We start from the raw sequence: 15025 nt of genomic DNA, 5'->3' as shown, positions 1-15025 counted from the left end.
TTTGATGAAGCGATTGATTATGTGAGATACTTGCACACGCACCCAAACGCTTATTTAGACATGCTCTATGAAAACCCCTTGAACACCATTGATGGGAAAGCTGGTTTTTACCAGGATTTGAGTTTTGAAAAGATCCTGGATTTTTTTAAAACGATTTTAGAAAACGATACTATCTATCATAATAACCCTTTCATTTTCTATCGTGATTTGAATGAGCCTTTAATATCTATTGATGATTTGAGGGTTAATTATGATGATTTGAGGGTTAATTATGATGATTTGAGGGTTAATTATGAGCGCCTTTTACAAAACGCCTCGCCTTTATTAGAACTCTCTCAAAACACCACTTTTAAAATCTATCGCAAAGCTTATCAAAAATCCTTACCTTTGTTGCGCGCCATAAGGAGATGGGTTAAAAAATTGGGTTTGTAAAATTGGGGGTAATCAAACCCCTTGCGCTATCATCGCAGACGCTACTTTTCTAAAACCAGCGATATTAGCCCCTAAAACAAAATTAGTAGGGTCTTTAAACTCTTTAGCGGTTTGAGAGACATTCTTATAGATCTCTTTCATGATGTGGTGTAATTTCGCATCCACCACTTCAAAACTCCAAGGGTGCATGCTCGCATTTTGCGCCATTTCCAAGCCGCTCACGCTCACCCCCCCAGCATTAGCCGCCTTGCCTATACCATAAGAAATCTTAGCCTGCAAAAACAATTCAATCGCTTCATTGCTTGAGGGCATGTTCGCCCCTTCAGCCACGCATTTACACCCGTTAGAAAGGAGGGTTTTAGCGTCTAAAACGCTCAATTCATTCTCAGTCGCGCTAGGAAAAGCCGCAAAACAAGGCACATGCCATATGGCATTCCCTCCTTTGGGGTAATTTTCTGTTGGGGTGTATTTCGCGCTCTTTTTTTCTAAAGCGTATTCTTTGATCCTCCCACGACGGATTTCTTTAATCTCTTTCAAAAGCTCTAAATCAATGCCGTCTTTATCGTAAATCATGCCATTAGAATCGCTCGCCGTTACCGGTTTAGCGCCTATTTGAAGCAGTTTTTCAATGGTATAAATAGCGACATTACCGCTCCCAGAAACGCTGCAAACCTTGCCCTCTAAAGAGCTGTTCCTCTCTTGCAACATTTCTTCAGCAAAATACACGCACCCATAACCGGTAGCTTCTTTTCTGCACAAGCTCCCCCCATAAGTGAGTCCTTTACCGGTCAATACGCCCTCAAAACGATTGACTAATTTTTTGTATTGCCCAAACAGATAGCCAATCTCTCTTTCGCCCACTCCAATATCCCCGGCTGGCACATCAGTCGTAGCCCCAATATGGCGGTATAATTCATTCATGAACGCCTGGCAAAAACGCATGATCTCATGCTCGCTCTTCCCTTTAGGGTCAAAATCGCTCCCCCCCTTAGCGCCCCCCATAGCCAAAGTGGTGAGCGAGTTTTTCAACACTTGCTCAAAGCCTAAAAATTTGATCACGCTTTCATTCACGCTAGGGTGGAATCTCAAACCCCCCTTATAAGGGCCAATCGCTGAATTGAATTCAACCCTACACCCCCGATTGACCTGAATCTGGTTGTTATCATCTAGCCAACACACCCTAAAAAAAATCTCCCTTTCAGGCTCAATCAAACGCTCTAAAATGGCATGCTTTTCATAACTTTTATCGCTGTCTAAAAGGGGCTTTAAAGAAGTGATGGCTTCATAGACGGCTTGATGGAACTCTTTTTGATAAGGGTATTTTTTCTGTAAAGATTGGAGAATTTTTTCAACATACATGAGCGGCATCCTTTATTGTTTTAAGTGTTTTTATTGTAACACTAAAAGGGTAATTAAGTTTTAACCTTATCTTAAAAAACTTTTTAAAACGCCCACAAACCCTCTATCAAAGCCGCTCAAATCCTTGTAAAACTCTGCATCATAACCGCAAAACTCCAAGCATTCTTTCAAGCTTTTCAACTGGTCATACCCCATTTCACAGGCCAAAAAAGGGATTTTTAATTTAGCGGCTAAAAAAATGATTTCTTTTAAGATTTCATCGCCTTTAACCCCCCCAAAAAGGGCTTCGTGCGGTTCTTTGAGGACGGATTTTTCCAAAGGATAATCTCTAGCGATATAAGGCGGGTTAGAGACAAGCATTTCTATCGTTGGCATATGATCCCAAAGGCATGTTTGTTTTAAAAAAACACGCTCTTTTAAATTAAAGCGTTCAATGTTTTTTAACGCCACTTCTAAAGCTTTGGGTGAAATATCGCTCGCATGAATGGAAATTTTGGGGTTTTCTAAAGCCAAACTAACGGACACGCAAGCACTCCCTATGCCTATTTCGCCTATCTCTTTTAAATGGTATTGAGAAATAATATCAAGGGCTTTTTTGACTAAAATCTCCGTTTCAGGCCGTGGGATTAAAACATGCTCATTCACGAAAAAAGAGCGCCCATAAAAATCACAGCTTTCTAATAAATATTCTATGGGGCAGTCGTTCAAACGCTTTTCTACCCATTCAAAAAAGCGCACCTCTTCTTCGTGGTTTAACTCTAAATAAGCATGCGTGTGTAAAAAAACCCTTTCTTTTTGCAAGACAAAGCCTAATAAAATTTCAGACTCTAAGCCACCCCTAAAACCTTTTTGCGATAATTCTTTTTTGGCTTTGTTTAGGGCTTGTGAAAGGGTCATTCAATTTCATAATCCAAAGCTTTCAAGCGGCTCTAATAGCGGCGGGTGCGTGAAATGCAAGAAAACATAAAAAGGGTGCGAATAGGGGAACGCTTTATTCTCGCTCACAATAGACACTAACGCTTTGGCTAAAACCTCTTTAGAGCTTAAACTCGCTCCAAATTTGTCCGCATTGTATTCATTCTTTCGGCTAAAAAACCCAATCAATGGCATAGCGTAAAAAGAAAATACCGGCAAAAACAAGAGCAAGATCGCAATCAAACTCGCTGGCGTTTGTGAAACATTAAAGCCTTCAAAAACGATCGGTGGCAAATGAGCGATCAAAGCAAAAACAAGAGCGAGCAAGCCTCCCATAATCCCTAAACTTTTCAACAAATCCTTATTTTTAAAATGCCCTAATTCATGCCCTAAAATGGCTAAAAGCCCTTCTGTCCCAACTTTAGAGATCAAAGTGTCAAACAACACCACCCGCTTGTTTTTACCCAAGCCCCCAAAATACGCATTCAAACGCCCATCCCTCTTGCTAGCGTCCATCACAAAGATGCCTTCGGATTTAAAACCCACCTTGTCCATCATGCTCTCAATTTGACTCTCCAAATCCCTATTATTCAAGGGGGTGAATTGGTTGAAAAGCTGGGCGATTTTAGGGTAAAAAAGATTAGCCAAGATCATAAAAACAAACACGACAAAAAACGAGCTAATCTCCCAATGTTCCACATGTTCAATAATCATAATGAGAATGTAAATCAACAACAATCCCACGCTTAAAGTGAGCAATAACCCTTTGAAAAAATCCTTAAAAAACAACGACAAGCTCACTTTAGAAAAGCCAAATTCCTTATCCAAATGCATGGTGGTGTAGTAGCTAATGGGTAAGGATAAAACGCTTTGAATCGCTAAAAACAACAAGGCAAACACCAAGTAGCCTAGCGTTTCAGAAAGGTTTAAATAATGCGTCAAATCTTCTAAATGCGTCAAACCAAAAAAGACCCAACCAGCAAAGATTATCCCGTCTAAAATTTGAGAAATAATGGATAATTGCATTTTCCTAATGGCGTAATTTCCCGCTTCTTCATAATCCTTTTGTGGGAGTAAAACAGGCTTCTCGCAGAGCTTTTGACGGATAAATTTCAATTGCAAAATATCGCCTACAATGTAAGGAGTCGTAAAAAAGAGCAAATAAAAAATACAAATTATCATATCTATCCATATATCAAGCATATTTTAAACTCCTTTTTTAATTAAATTTACCAATAAAAGTGTAGGAGAATTATAACAATTTTTCAAAAATTTACCATAAAATTAAATAAATATGGTAGAAAAAAGAGGCTGTTTTTGAGCGTTTTTAATCCTAAAAAGCTGTGTTATCCAACTTGCTATCAACAAAAAGGTTTGTCATGCCCTATTCTTTTAAAAAGCGTTTTTTAATCGTTTATACCCTTTCTACCTTGCTTTTAGTGGGGGTTTTGTTAGCGTTATTTTTCTTTTATGCGAAAAATAACCTCTTAGAAAACACCCAAACACGCATGCAATACACCGCTGATGCGATCGCTAAAAGCCTTTTAGAATTGGATAATACCTCTTCTTTAGAGCCTTTAAAAATCTTAGAAGAACGATTCAAAAACACCCCTTTTGTCTTATTGGATGGGGATAACAAAGTCAAGTTTTCTAATATCGGGGCGTTTGTGGTCTCTTTTAAAAATGACGCCATCAAAACCCCTTATTTTATGCTTAAAAAACAAGGCTTTTACCTCACAGACAGCACCCCAACTAACCGCTTAGGGGTTTCTAAAATCATTATTGCAGAAGAAGAGATTCAAAAAAATTTTATCCCCCTTTATAAAATGATAGGCTATGTGTTTTTGGGCGCGAGTTTGTTTGTCGCGCTAATGGCCAGGTGGCTTTATCAAATCCAATAAAACTATCTTTCCACCAACACGGGCTTATTTTTAAAGCTTTTAGTTGCATTTTCAAGCTGTTTTAGGGCTTCTTCTTTCGTTTTATAAGGGCCAATAAAATAATGCGTGAGGGAGTCTTTTTTCTTTATTTGGTAGGGGAAAGTTTTGAGCGTTTGCAAAAAATCCTTACTGGGCGCATTCAAAAAAACCCCAATTTGCAAGTAATACCCTTTAGGGATACTCGCATCTTTTAAGCTGGGTTTTACTAAGCTCTTTTTATTCTCGTTCTTAGGCGGCTCTTTTTTTAAGGGCTGGGATTGCTTAATAGCAATCTCTTGCTTATGGGCTTTTTTGATTTTTCTTTTCACCTTTTTGCCCTCTATATAAAAATCATATAAATCATGGATTCTTTGTTTCACATAAGCTTCATAGCAATTCCTATAAATCGGGCTATTTTCAATAGAAGCTTTGGGGCTTATTAGCATAACCAACGCCACGCATTCTTCATGGGCGACTTTGAGCCATTCTTCTTCGCTTTGCTCTAGGATTTCTTTGATTTTAGGGAACTCATACTGCGTGCTTTTTCCCATATTGTCTAACATTTTAATCAGATCTTCATAGGCTTGATCGAGCCTTAATTGGATAGGGGGTAAATTTTTGGGCGTATTTTGAACGCTTTTAAGATCCGCTTTTTTATCCTCTAAACCAACAGCGTTTCTTAAAAAGAGGAAAACCAACAACAGAGTCATTTTTAATATACTTTTTTGCATTCACCACTCCCATGTCAAGCTTTCTGTCTTGTTGCTTTATGGTAATAAATAATACTAAATACCACCATAAGAATGGTTTAAAACATGGGGTTTTAGTTACTTTATTTTATAGTAAAAGTCATTACCTTAAGGGGATAGGGGTATTTTGCGATAATTTAATAGCTTTGATATAATAACTTTCAAAAACCATGAAAGGCTTATTATGCAATCTTTAAGTTTGTTAAACCAATTGGGCGCTAAAATTGATGAATTGATTGAAAAAATCCAAAAACAAGAAGAAGAGTTGAACGCTTTACGCCAAGCAAACACCACCTTGAATGCACAAAATGAAGAAAAAGACATTCAAATCGCTATTTTATACGATGAATTGAGCGCTAAAGATAAGGGCATTCAAGGTCTTTATGACAAAATCTCTGATTTATTGTCATAAACCATTAAAAACATGTCTTTAGAAAACGATAGCTTAGAAATCACTTATTTAGGCAAACGCTATAAAATCTCTCTCAATAACACCTTTAGCGATGAGATGAAACGCACCCTAAAGGAGCGTTTCCATAACCAAGAATTAAACGCCTTAGAGCTTTTAAAGGATTATTTGCATGAAAGTTGCCAGAACGAGTATTTGCATAATGAACTCCAAAAGCTTTTAGAAAAAATCTCATCATGTTCTATTACTTGATCGCTCCTTTAAAAAATAAAACCCCCCCTTTAACTTACTTTTCTAAAGAGCGACACCTTAAAGGAGCGTTAGTCAATATCCCTTTAAGGAATAAAACGCTTTTGGGCGTCGTTCTTGAAGAAGTTTCAAAACCCTCTTTTGAATGCCTAGAGTTAGAAAAAACCCCTTATTTTTTACTCCCCTTTCAAATAGAGCTTGCTATATTTATCGCTCAATATTACTCGGCTAATCTTTCTTCAGTCTTAAATCTTTTTACCCCTTTTAAAGAATGCGATTTGGTGGGGTTAGAAAAAATTGAGCCTGTTCTTAATGTATTAAGCCAAACGCAAACAAACGCTTTAAAAGAATTGCAAAAACATTCAGCAAGCTTGCTCTTTGGCGATACGGGTAGTGGGAAAACCGAGATTTATATGCATTCAATCGCTCAAACTTTAGAGCAAAAAAAAAGCGCTTTATTGTTAGTGCCAGAAATCGCCCTCACCCCTCAAATGCAACAACGCCTTAAAAGGGTCTTTAAAGAAAATTTAGGCTTGTGGCATAGCAAACTCTCTCAAACCCAAAAAAAACAATTTTTAGAAAAGCTTTATTCGCAAGAAATCAAATTGGTGGTAGGCACACGAAGCGCGTTGTTTTTACCCCTTAAGGAGTTGGGTTTAATCATTGTAGATGAAGAGCATGACTTTTCTTATAAATCCCATCAAAGCCCTATGTATAACGCTAGGGATTTATGCTTGTATTTATCCCATAAATTCCCTATTCAAGTGATCTTAGGCTCTGCTACGCCAAGTTTAAATAGTTACAAACGCTTTAAAGATAAGGCTTTAGTGCGCTTAAAGGGGCGTTACACCCCTACGCAAAAAAACATTATTTTTGAAAAAACCGAGCGTTTTATCACGCCCAAACTCCTAGAAGCGCTAAAACAAGTTATAGACAAAAACGAGCAAGCCATTATTTTTGTGCCTACAAGGGCTAATTTCAAAACCTTGCTGTGTCAAAATTGCTACAAAAGCGTTCAATGCCCCTTTTGCAGCGTGAATATGAGTTTGCATTTAAAAACCAACAAACTCATGTGCCATTATTGCCATTTTTCAAGCCCTATCCCTAAAATTTGCAGCGCATGTCAAAGCGAAGTTTTAGTGGGTAAAAGGATAGGCACCATGCAAGTGTTGAACGAATTAGAAGGCCTTTTGAAAGGCGCTAAAATAGCGATTTTGGATAAAGATCACACCAGCACACCCAAAAAACTCCACAATATTTTAAACGATTTCAACGCTCAAAAAACGAATATCTTAATCGGCACGCAGATGATAAGCAAAGGGCATGATTACGCTAAAGTGAGTTTAGCGGTTGTTTTAGGTATAGACAATATCATTAAATCTAATAGTTACAGGGCTTTAGAAGAAGGCGTGTCGTTACTCTATCAAATCGCCGGGAGGAGCGCTAGGCAAATTTCTGGCCAAGTGTTCATTCAAAGCACCGAAACCGATCTATTAGAAAACTTCTTAGAAGATTATGAAGATTTTTTACAATACGAATTGCAAGAAAGGTGCGAACTCTACCCGCCTTTTTCAAGGCTGTGTTTGTTAGAATTTAAGCATAAAAACGAAGAAAAAGCCCAACAATTGAGCCTAAAAGCCTCTCAAACCCTTTCTTCGTGTTTAGAAAAGGGCGTAACGCTCTCTAGCTTTAAAGCCCCCATTGAAAAAATCGCCTCTTCTTACCGCTACCTGATTTTGTTGCGTTCCAAAAACCCTTTAAGCCTAATCAAAAGCGTGCATGCGTTTTTAAAATCCGCCCCTAATATCCCTTGCAGCGTGAATATGGATCCTGTGGATATTTTTTAAAAAACTCAAGTCTTCTATATTGCTTTAAAAAACTCAAGTCTTCTATATTATTTTAAAAAACTTAAGTTTTTCTGGCGACTAACAGCGTGAAATTCACCCATTTAAACACCGCTTCCACATGCTTAAACCCCACGCTTTCTAAAAGCGCGATATTTTCTTTCAAACTATAAGGCACAAGCACATTTTCTAACGCTTCCCTTTTGAAAGCGATTTCATTGTGGCTGTAGCCTTGATTTTGTTTATAAAGGTAGTATAGCTCTATCATTTGCTTGTCTAATATCCGATCTTCGCTCATGATTTTTTCGCCCACCAATAAAACCCCATTCAACGCAAGGCTGTTATAAATCTTTTTAAGCAACACCTCTCTTTGCATGGGGCGGACAAATTGCAACACAAAAAGCAATGAAAACGCGCTCGCTTCTCTAAACTCAACCTCTAAAAAATCCATGCATTCAAAACGGACATTGTTAAAATCTTTTAATTTTTCTTGTGCTTTTTTAAGCATGGGCATGGAATTGTCAATCCCTACAAGCTCAATATCCTGTTGGATCTGTTGGTTAAGTGCGATGAAAAAGTTCCCGGTAGAACAGCCCAAATCATAAATCAAGGGCTTAGACAAGGACTTAGGATGGATATTTTCTTTTAAATTTTGAGCGATAAAATACGCTCCCAGATTCAACATTTCATGATAATAGGGGATGGAGCGCTCCAGCATGTCATCAAAAACATGGGCGACTTTCTCATCAAAACAAAAGCGTTTGTCTAGGGATTTGTTAAACAGAGTGTCTTTCATTCAAAAAAGAAGCGTGGTTTAAAAACCTTTAAACCACTCTATGCAAAATAACGCTTAAGCTTTTTTATGCACCAACTCATTGATGTAGTAATCCACTGAGCCTAAGCCTTCTTTTTTCGCCCATTCATAGCATTGAGAAACAAAATGCCAATTGATATGCCCATAGAATTTTTCCAAATACACAGGGCGCGCGTTTTTATGGTCAATGTAATAAGCATGCTCCCACACATCTACCACTAAAAGCGGCACTTTTTTATCCGTAACTGGGGTTTGAGCGTTGCTGGTTTGAATGATTTCAATTTTTTGAGTGTCTAAATTATACGCTGCCCAATTCCAACCAGAGCCAAACAAAGTGGTCGCGCTCTTAATGAAGTCTTCTTTAAATTTTTCCAACGATCCGAAATCTTTTTCTAAAGCCCCTTTTAACTCATCGCTTAAGGCAGTCGCTTTGGGACTTAGGCAATCCCAATAAAAATCGTGGTTATAAATTTGAGCGGCGTTATTAAACACGCCTCCGCTAGATTTTGTCAAAATAGCAAACAAAGAACTTTTCTCAAAATCTGTGCCTTTGATGAGGTTGTTCAAATTATTCACATAAGTTTGATGGTGTTTCCCATGGTGGAAATCAAACGCTACAGGGCTTAAAAAATCTCCCATGCTGTCTTTAGCAAAAGGCAATTCTCGTAATGTAAACATGTTTTCTCCTTGTGATTAGATAGCCGTATTGTAATCATTTTTTAATACTTTTTGGTAAATCTTTTCTTAAAAATTGATCGTTATGCAAATTTTGTAGATTTTAAGGGGTTTTTTAAAATTGAAACGATTTTTTAAACAAATTCTTTTTAAATTTTTTAAAAGTTAATCTTAATTGACTATTATTCTAACGCAATATAGCAATTCATTAGAAAGGATTTAACAATGCAAAAAGTTACTTTTAAAGAAGAAACATACCAATTAGAAGGGAAAGCCTTAAAAGTGGGCGATAAAGCCCCTGATGTGAAATTGGTCAATGGCGATTTGCAAGAAGTCAATTTGTTGAAGCAAGGCGTGCGTTTTCAGGTCGTTAGCGCGCTCCCTAGTTTAACCGGATCGGTTTGCTTGCTCCAAGCCAAACACTTCAATGAGCAAGCCGGAAAACTGCCTTCTGTGAGTTTTAGCGTTATTTCTATGGACTTGCCTTTTTCTCAAGGGCAAATTTGCGGCGCTGAAGGCATTAAGGACTTAAGAATTTTAAGCGATTTTAGGTATAAGGCTTTTGGGGAAAATTACGGCGTGCTGTTAGGCAAGGGCTCTTTTCAAGGCTTACTCGCTCGATCGGTGTTTGTTCTTGATGATAAGGGAGTGGTTATCTATAAAGAGATCGTTCAAAACATTTTAGAAGAGCCTAATTATGAAGCGCTTTTAAAAGTGTTGAAATAGGAAATCCTTAAAAGGAGGGGGCTACAATTTAGTGAATCTCAACGCAAAAAGCTCCGCTTATTAAAAAGCGTTGGTGATAAAAACTAAAAAATGAGAGGTTCTTTTTAATCCACTTAAAAAATTTTCACGCTATTTTTAAAAGAAAAGATTAAAAAAACTCTGTTTCCAATCAAAAATTACTCAAACATTACCGCTTGATTAAAATCAAGCTTTTAATGGAACAAATCTTTCACAAAACCCATAAGGGTTTGATAGAAAAGGTTTTTAGAAGTCTTTTTTTAAGATTTCTTCCACTCTTAAAATGGTTACGAGTCTGTCGTTTTGTTTCCCAATGCCATAAGTTAGATTGTTGTTATCGCTCAAAGTTTCTGGCACCGGGTCAATATCCGTTTGTTTGATGCGAATGGCTTCAGTTAAGCGATCAATGAAAAACCCAGCGATCTGATCGTTGTGTCGCACCACCAAATAACGAGTGTCTTTGTTTTGCTTCTCCGCTTTCAATCCGAATTTTAAACGCAAGCTAATCAAAGGGAAGACATTACCCCTTAAATTGAACACGCCAAGCACATAGTTTGGGGTTTCAGGGACTCGTGTGTAACCAATGGGTTTGACGATCTCTAAAATATTCAAAATAGGAATGGCGTATTCTTCATCGCCAATAATAAAACCGATGAATTGCAAAATTTCTTCATTGTCTTCTTGTTTAGAACCCGCACTAGCTTCTTTTTGTTTTTCAAATAAATCTTTTAATTGATTGCTCATGACTATTCTCCTTCTAATTTGATGCTGCGTTTCACTACGGTGGTTAAATACTCACCGCTATAAGGTTTGGTGATGTATTCAGTCATGCCAGATTCAACGCCACGCATCCTATCGGTTTTAGTCACCCGACTGGTTACTGCAATCAAAGGCAGGTTTTTGAATTTATTGTATTTGCGCACTTCAGAAGCGAAAGTGTAGCCGTCCATTTTAGGCATTTCAATATCCACTAAAATAGCGTCCGGGGTTTTATCGCCATTTTTAAGCATTTCTAAGCCTTCTAACCCGTTAGAGGCTTCTAAAAGCGTGATGCCTAATGGTTTTAAACATTTGCGGATAATCGCTCTATCTGTGCTGCTGTCATCAATCGCTAAGACAATATAATCGCTAGGGGAATTTTTGCTCTTGGTGTTTTCGGATTCGTTCATCAAGGTAGTGATATTGACCTTGATGCTTTTTGCCATATCCATCATCGCCCCCACATCTACAATGAGAGTGATTTTCCCATCGCCTCTCACCGTAGCGCCAGCAATGCCTCTAGTGTTTTTAAGATAGTAACCTAAAGATTTGATGACCACTTCTTCTTGACCGATTAAATAATCCACGATCACGCCAATTTTTTGATCAGCCAAGCCAATGATAACCACATACACATCTGAGTTGGATTCCAAAATAGCATCCACTTTAAAAATATCAGAAAGGCGCACCAAAGAAAGCACCTCATCTCTCAAGCGCAACACGCTCTTGCCATCAACGGTGTAGATTTCATCCTGGCTGATGCGCACGGTTTCTAACACTGAAGAAAGCGGGATAGCGTAATATTCTTCTTGAACGCCCACGAGTAAAGCTTGAATGATAGCTAAAGTGAGAGGGATTTTAAGCTTTTGAGTCGTGCCTACCCCCACTTCTGAATCAATTTCAATGATCCCATTGAGCTTTTCAATATTGGTTTTCACCACATCCATGCCCACGCCTCTGCCTGAAACATTGGAAACGACTTTTGCGGTAGAAAAACCTGGCTTGAAAATGAGATTAAACGCTTCCCTATCGCTCATGCCTTCAGCGTCTCTTTCGCTAATCACCCCTTTTTCAATCGCTTTTTCTTTAAGCATCACAGGGTCTAATCCCTTGCCGTCATCAGAGATTTTAATCACAATGTGGTTACCCTCATTATACGCACTCAGTTGCACCTTACCGGTTTCAGGCTTGTTAAGCCTTCTTCTTTCTTCTAAAGGCTCAATCCCATGATCGCATGAGTTGCGGATAATGTGAATGAGCGGATCGCCAATCTCTTCTACAATGGATTTGTCTAATTCGGTTTCTTCGCCCTCAATGATTAACTCAATGCTCTTGCCTAATTCCCGGCTCAAATCCCTTACCATGCGAGGGAATTTATTGAACACTTTGCCCACTGGTTGCATCCGTGTTTTCATCACCGCAAGCTGCAAGTCTGTCGTTACCGCTGAAATAGAAGAAACCACCTGGTTTAATTCCTCTAAAAACTTTTCCCCATCATAGCGTTCTTCCACATCGCTATAAATCCTGATCAAGCGATTTTTTCCTAAAACAAGCTCACCGATTAAATTCATTAAGTGATCCAAGCGGCGCACATCTACCCTAACGGTTTGCTCCACGCCAATAGAGGGGGCTTTATTTTCTTCAGTATCGGCTTTAGCCTTAGCTTTAGTTTCGGTTTTAGGGGCTTTGGGAGTTTCTGTCTTAGGGGTTTCTGTTTTGGTGGCAACTTCTTGTTTAGGTTTGGCTTCTTGCTTTTTTTGAGCTCTTCGTTCTTTATCGGCCTCTTGGCGCTTGTTCAACAGCCGTTCAATCTCCGCTTCCACTTCTTCAGCGCTCATGTTAGCATAATCCAAATCCGGCTCATCGGCTAGCGGGTTATCGCTTGCGGGATTTTCTGCAGTAGGGGTTTTATTTGCTTTAACTTCTTCTTTCGCTTTTTCTTTAATTTCTTCTTTTACTTCTTTTGGGGCTTCTTTAGTCCCTGAAGTTTCTTTAGCACCCTCTAAATTTTGGCTTGTAATGGCTTGAAGCTGTTTGACCGCTTCTTCAATCTCGTTTTCCTTGCCGTTATTGGTATCTGATCCGGTATCTCTAATTGTTACGAGTAAAGTTTTCATCAAATCAATGGAGCGCAACACGACATCCATAATATCCGGTGTGATTTTGATTTCGCCCTTTCTGGCGCGATTTAGGACATCTTCCATGTTGTGCGTGAGGTGCGTGAGAATATTAAGATTCAAAAACGAGCTAGAGCCTTTAATGGTGTGAGCGACTCTAAAAATGCGATTGAGCAAGTCCAAATCTTCAGGGTTATGCTCCAATTCCACTAAATCCTGATCCAATTGCTCGTTCATTTCAAAGGCTTCAATCAAGAAGTCTTCCATTATTTCTTGCAAATCATCCATTTAAAACCCTTTTAGCGTTTGAGATAAGAGTATTTTACAATTTTATGAAAAGAATTACGCATTCTTGTCTAAAATCTTAGAAATTTCTTCGGTGAATTTTTCTGCGTCAAACTTGACTAAATACGCCACAGCCCCCATTTCTTTAGCCCTTTCAGCGCTATAATTGTCGCAAATAGAAGAATTAAAAATCACAGGAATATAAGCGAACCTGGGGTCTTTTTGGAGCTTGAATAAGAAATGATAGCCATCCATTTTAGGCATTTCAACATCTGAAATAATGAATTTTAAATGTTTTCTCAAATCGTCCCCATATTTTTTGAACAACATTTCTAATTTGTTCAGCCCGTCTTCCCCATCCACAGCTTCCGTGATGCTAAAACCCAATTTGCTCAAATGGTTTTTTAAGGTTTTTCTCGCCGTTCTGCTATCGTCTAAAAATAATACTTCGCCTTCAAAACGCTCTTTAGGGGTGTCTTTAGTGTTTTTGGCGTCTTCATTAAGTTTTAAATCGTCTAAAATGCTTTCTAAATCCAAAATAAGTAGGGTTTTGTCGTTTTCAATGCGTGTCGTGCCGGTGATATTTTCTTTATTGATGCTATTAGAGGCGCTAAAGGATGCAGGCTCCACATCTTTCCAACTAATGCGCCTGATACGCCTAGCCGAATGGACTAAAAAGCCCATTTTAACATTGTTAAATTCAGTGATAATGACGATTTTTTCGTTTTCCTTGCTTTTATCTGGGACAATCCCTATCCATTTAGCCAAGTCTATAAGCGGAATGATCGTGGAGCGCAAATCAAACACGCCGATGATGTAATCCAAATTCGTGGGGTATTCAAAAAGGGTGGGCATGGGGATGATTTCTTGGACTTTAGCCACATTAATGCCATAAATCCCCTCATAAGGGACGCCCTCTTGCATGCCATAAATACGAAAATCCACGAGTTCTATCTCGCTTAGTTTTAAATCGTTAGCTGTTTTTTCTGCCATGATTTAGGCGTCCTTATTTTGAGATGGTTCTAAAACGCTTGATGATACCTTAAAAAGGCTTTGTTCGTAATAAAAGGAGGGCAGTGGGCAATAAATCGGCGCATTCAAAGGGATTTTTACACCGCTTTTGAGATGAAAATGCCCCTCTATAATGCCATCAATGCTATCAAGGTTAAGATCTTTAATATAGTTTTGATAGGCTTTTAGGCGCTTTTCAATAAAGGTTTTTAATTCTTTTGGCTCTAATTCCCAAAGACGGACGGGTTTTTGATAGATGCGTTTTTTCAAAAAGGGGTATAAGGTTTTAAAACTCGCAAAATTTAAAAAAGTTAGAAAAAATCTAGCCCAAGTGGAAGTGAGCTGCGTGATGTAAAATTCATACGCCTTAGTGATGAATAAATCCCCATGGGCTAGTAAAAAGCGTTTGTTATCGTATTGGAATAATGCGGGTTGGTTTTGGCGCTCAAAAACTACCACTTTGGAATTGAATACAAAACGCATGGAAAAATCATGGTTGCCTTCAAAATAAAAGACTTGTGAAATTTCGCTTAACGCATGGATTAAATCAATGATTTTTTGCTGCTCTTTATCTAGAGGCAAATAGCCCACAAGAACATGGAAAATATCGCCCATGAAAAAGACTTGTGGGGGTTTGGCGCTTAAAAGTTCTTGAAGCGTATGGATTAAATGAGGGCTTTTAGGCAAAAAATGCGCATCAGAGATAAAAACAGCCCCATTTTTAAGCGCATAAGTTTCTAGCAT

14 protein-coding genes and 2 pseudogenes are annotated in these 15025 nt (G+C 38.4%); 6 read left to right on the top strand and 10 right to left on the bottom strand.

The features are described 5' to 3' along the window. Nucleotides 1-432, top strand: a pseudogene (locus tag DBU79_RS06405) (glycosyltransferase family 10 domain-containing protein); the annotation flags it as partial. A 12-nt stretch (nt 433-444) separates the two neighbouring features. On the opposite strand, the gene gdhA reads toward DBU79_RS06405, so the two are convergent. The 3 genes and pseudogenes from gdhA to DBU79_RS06390 all read right to left on the bottom strand — a co-directional run bounded on the left by gdhA (nt 445) and on the right by DBU79_RS06390 (nt 3909). Next, a complete protein-coding gene (gene gdhA, locus DBU79_RS06400; RefSeq protein ID WP_021306624.1) occupies nt 445-1791 on the bottom strand; it encodes an NADP-specific glutamate dehydrogenase in 1347 nt (448 codons plus the stop codon). 66 nt (nt 1792-1857) lie between these two features. Continuing rightward, entirely contained in the window at nt 1858-2688 is an 831-nt protein-coding gene (locus DBU79_RS06395) for a peptide chain release factor N(5)-glutamine methyltransferase (protein ID WP_154411900.1), read from the bottom strand. Next, nucleotides 2685-3909, bottom strand: a pseudogene (locus DBU79_RS06390) (M48 family metallopeptidase). The gene DBU79_RS06395 and the pseudogene DBU79_RS06390 overlap by 4 nt, the downstream one beginning before the upstream one ends. 176 nt (nt 3910-4085) lie before the next feature. On the opposite strand from DBU79_RS06390, the gene DBU79_RS06385 reads away from it, so the two are divergent. Continuing rightward, complete coding sequence (locus DBU79_RS06385) at nt 4086-4607, top strand: hypothetical protein (RefSeq protein WP_154411899.1); 522 nt, start codon at nt 4086-4088, stop codon at nt 4605-4607. 2 nt (nt 4608-4609) lie between these two features. On the opposite strand, the gene DBU79_RS06380 is transcribed toward DBU79_RS06385, so the two are convergent. After that, nucleotides 4610-5356 carry an SPOR domain-containing protein gene (locus DBU79_RS06380; protein ID WP_154411898.1) on the bottom strand — a complete coding sequence of 249 codons (747 nt, stop codon included), beginning with the start codon at nt 5354-5356 and terminating at the stop codon, nt 4610-4612. A 202-nt stretch (nt 5357-5558) separates the two neighbouring features. Between DBU79_RS06380 and DBU79_RS06375 the strand changes: the two genes are divergently transcribed. From DBU79_RS06375 to DBU79_RS06365, 3 genes are read left to right on the top strand one after another with little or no spacing between them, the layout of a single operon-like run. After that, entirely contained in the window at nt 5559-5786 is a 228-nt protein-coding gene (locus tag DBU79_RS06375; RefSeq protein WP_001191194.1) for a hypothetical protein, read from the top strand. A gap of 12 nt (nt 5787-5798) precedes the next feature. After that, complete coding sequence (locus DBU79_RS06370; protein ID WP_000051172.1) at nt 5799-6035, top strand: hypothetical protein; 237 nt, start codon at nt 5799-5801, stop codon at nt 6033-6035. After that, nucleotides 6020-7879 carry a primosomal protein N' gene (locus tag DBU79_RS06365; protein WP_154411897.1) on the top strand — a complete coding sequence of 620 codons (1860 nt, stop codon included), beginning with the start codon at nt 6020-6022 and terminating at the stop codon, nt 7877-7879. Before DBU79_RS06370 ends, DBU79_RS06365 begins: the two co-directional genes overlap by 16 nt. Nucleotides 7880-7940: 61 nt before the next feature. On the opposite strand, the gene cmoA is transcribed toward DBU79_RS06365, so the two are convergent. Continuing rightward, on the bottom strand, nt 7941-8672 hold the full coding sequence (gene cmoA, locus DBU79_RS06360; protein ID WP_154411896.1) for a carboxy-S-adenosyl-L-methionine synthase CmoA: 732 nt from the start codon (nt 8670-8672) through the stop codon (nt 7941-7943). 54 nt (nt 8673-8726) lie between these two features. After that, complete coding sequence (gene sodB / locus DBU79_RS06355; protein WP_000494623.1) at nt 8727-9368, bottom strand: superoxide dismutase [Fe]; 642 nt, start codon at nt 9366-9368, stop codon at nt 8727-8729. 222 nt (nt 9369-9590) lie between these two features. On the opposite strand from sodB, the gene tpx reads away from it, so the two are divergent. Continuing rightward, a complete protein-coding gene (gene tpx, locus DBU79_RS06350) occupies nt 9591-10091 on the top strand; it encodes a thiol peroxidase (RefSeq protein ID WP_001174636.1) in 501 nt (166 codons plus the stop codon). Nucleotides 10092-10355: 264 nt separating this feature from the next. On the opposite strand, the gene cheW is transcribed toward tpx, so the two are convergent. Genes cheW through DBU79_RS06330 form a run of 4 tightly spaced genes read right to left on the bottom strand, consistent with a single transcriptional unit; the run spans nt 10356 to nt 15025 of the window. Beyond that, nucleotides 10356-10853: a chemotaxis protein CheW gene (gene cheW, locus DBU79_RS06345; protein ID WP_000070752.1), complete on the bottom strand. Its 498-nt coding sequence runs from the start codon at nt 10851-10853 to the stop codon at nt 10356-10358. 2 nt (nt 10854-10855) lie between these two features. Then, nucleotides 10856-13273, bottom strand: a complete 2418-nt coding sequence (cheAY2, locus tag DBU79_RS06340) for a chemotaxis histidine kinase/response regulator CheAY2 (protein WP_154411895.1) — start codon at nt 13271-13273, stop codon at nt 10856-10858. Nucleotides 13274-13327: 54 nt separating this feature from the next. Continuing rightward, nucleotides 13328-14263: a chemotaxis protein CheV3 gene (gene cheV3, locus DBU79_RS06335; RefSeq protein ID WP_000818698.1), complete on the bottom strand. Its 936-nt coding sequence runs from the start codon at nt 14261-14263 to the stop codon at nt 13328-13330. A 3-nt stretch (nt 14264-14266) separates the two neighbouring features. Next, nucleotides 14267-15025, bottom strand: a complete 759-nt coding sequence (locus DBU79_RS06330) for a UDP-2,3-diacylglucosamine diphosphatase (RefSeq protein ID WP_134890604.1) — start codon at nt 15023-15025, stop codon at nt 14267-14269.

The organism is Helicobacter pylori, from assembly GCF_009689985.1.
GTDB classification, from domain to species: Bacteria; Campylobacterota; Campylobacteria; order Campylobacterales; family Helicobacteraceae; genus Helicobacter; species Helicobacter pylori_CG.
Note: the sequence above shows the minus strand (reverse complement) of the source record. Positions and strands in the feature narration are given on the sequence as shown.